The 1,677-nt window shown below is 77.2% G+C and carries 1 protein-coding gene and 1 pseudogene; both read right to left on the bottom strand.

The window, feature by feature from the left end; all coding sequences use genetic code 11:
* Window positions 1-845: pseudogene (locus tag BJF81_RS12880) on the bottom strand (hypothetical protein); the annotation flags it as partial.
* A partial coding sequence (locus tag BJF81_RS18115) for a hypothetical protein (protein ID WP_158068692.1) occupies window positions 842-1,677 on the bottom strand: 836 nt, incomplete at its 5' end. The pseudogene BJF81_RS12880 and the gene BJF81_RS18115, both read right to left, overlap by 4 nt.

Below are 1,677 nucleotides of genomic sequence, written 5' to 3'. Positions count from 1 at the left end.
CGGCAGGTGCCGTCGGCGGCGTGGGCCTGGGCGCGCATGTGCGCGTCGGGCTGGTAGGCGGTGGTGGAGCGTTCCACGCAGCGCCCGTCGAGGGGGTCGATGACGAGGCGGTGCAGGGTGGTGCCGGGGGTGGTGAGCAGGTCGGCGATGTCGGGAGCGTGCAGGAACGCCGGGGTGGTGCCGGTGGCCTGCGCGACCGCCAGCAGCACCTCCTGCCGTTGTCCGTCGCCGGGCGGGGCCGCCACCGGCGGGCCGGTCACCGAAGCGGCCGGTAAGGCCTGGTCGGAAGGTTCCTCCGGGGGACCGGCCGGGTCGTCGGGGCCGTCCTTGGGGGTGGCAGCACCCGGTGGCCTGTCCTGGGGACCGGCCGGGGCGTCGGGGCCGTCGGGGTCGTCCTGTGGTGCGTCCGGTTGCCCGGGTCGGGGTGGTGGTGCGGCGGGGCAGGGGGTGGTGCTGCACCGGTGGGGGTGCTCGTGCCCGCCGCGGCCTCCGTTGCCGGTGTCTTCGTTGTCGACGCTCCCGCCGGTGGTGCTTCCGTTGCCGCGGTCGTGGCCGGTGGTGCTGGTGCCGGGGAGGAGGTGCCAGGGGGTGATGACGTTGAGGGTGGCGGCGGGTAGTCCTTCCAGGAGTGCGGCCAGGGCGGTGATGTCCTGGACGCTGACCTGGTCGGGGTCGCCGGGCTGGTCGGGCAGGGGCAGGGTGCCGTGCAGCAGCAGGGCGCATGCGGTGTCGGCGCGCAGCTGGGCCAGGGTGCGGGCGTCGCCGTGGCGGCGGGCGGTGCGGGCGGCGGTGTGGAGGCGGTCGATGAGGGCGGTGGCCTGGGCGGGTCCGGTGGTGATGGTCACGGTCGCGGTGCCGTCGTCGTCGAGGCGGGCGGTGGCGTCGCGGGCGGCGCGGGCGTGGCGCGGGCGGCGTGGGTCGCGTGGTCGGTGCCGGCGGTGAGCTTGGCGATCTCGCGGTCCAGGGCGTGGTGGTAGGCCCGGTGGGCCCAGGGCAGGGTGCTCACGGTCCCGGTGGGGGTGAGGCGTTCGACGGCGACCTGGTCGGGGTCGGTGCCGAACATGACCTGGGCCAGGTGGGTGGTCGCTTCCACGTCCAGCCCGGCGGTGGTGGCGGCGCGCCAGGCGCGGCGCACCAGGGGCCAGGACACGGTCGAGGATCCCAGGGCCGAAAGGACCGGGGTGGTGATGGCGGCTGGGGCGGTGGCGGCGGCGACCAGGTCGCGGGTCTGGCCGATGCCCCACCCGGTCGCTGCGGACAGCTCGTGCGCGGTGGTCGAGCGGGCCCTGGCGGCCCACCGTTCCCGCGCGGTGGGGGACAGGCCGGCCGGGTCGGTGCGCCCCTTGGCCGCCAGCAGCAGCCGCGCGTTGGTCCTGGTGAGCTCACCGGCCGCGGCGACCAGCGCCCCGTCCAGGCGGGCGCCCAGGTCGAGCAGGTCCTCGATCCGGTCCAGCACGCCCTGCCCGGCCCGGCGGATCGCGGCGGCGTCCGGGGCACCCACCCCGCTCTCCCCACCGTCACCGTCGCGAGCCGCGCCGACGTCGGTGTCGTCGTCGTCGCGGCCGGTGTCGTCGGTGGGGCGGTTGGCGCGGGTGGTGCTCGTGGCCGGCAGGCCGGCCACCGGCCGCCCGGTGCGGACCGCGGCCAGGGTCGTGGCCACCGAGGACAGCAACGCCA

Origin of the sequence: Ornithinimicrobium sp. CNJ-824, assembly GCF_001942405.1 — a bacterium.
Lineage (GTDB): Bacteria > Actinomycetota > Actinomycetes > Actinomycetales > Dermatophilaceae > Ornithinicoccus > Ornithinicoccus kibberensis.
Note: the sequence above shows the minus strand (reverse complement) of the source record. Positions and strands in the feature narration are given on the sequence as shown.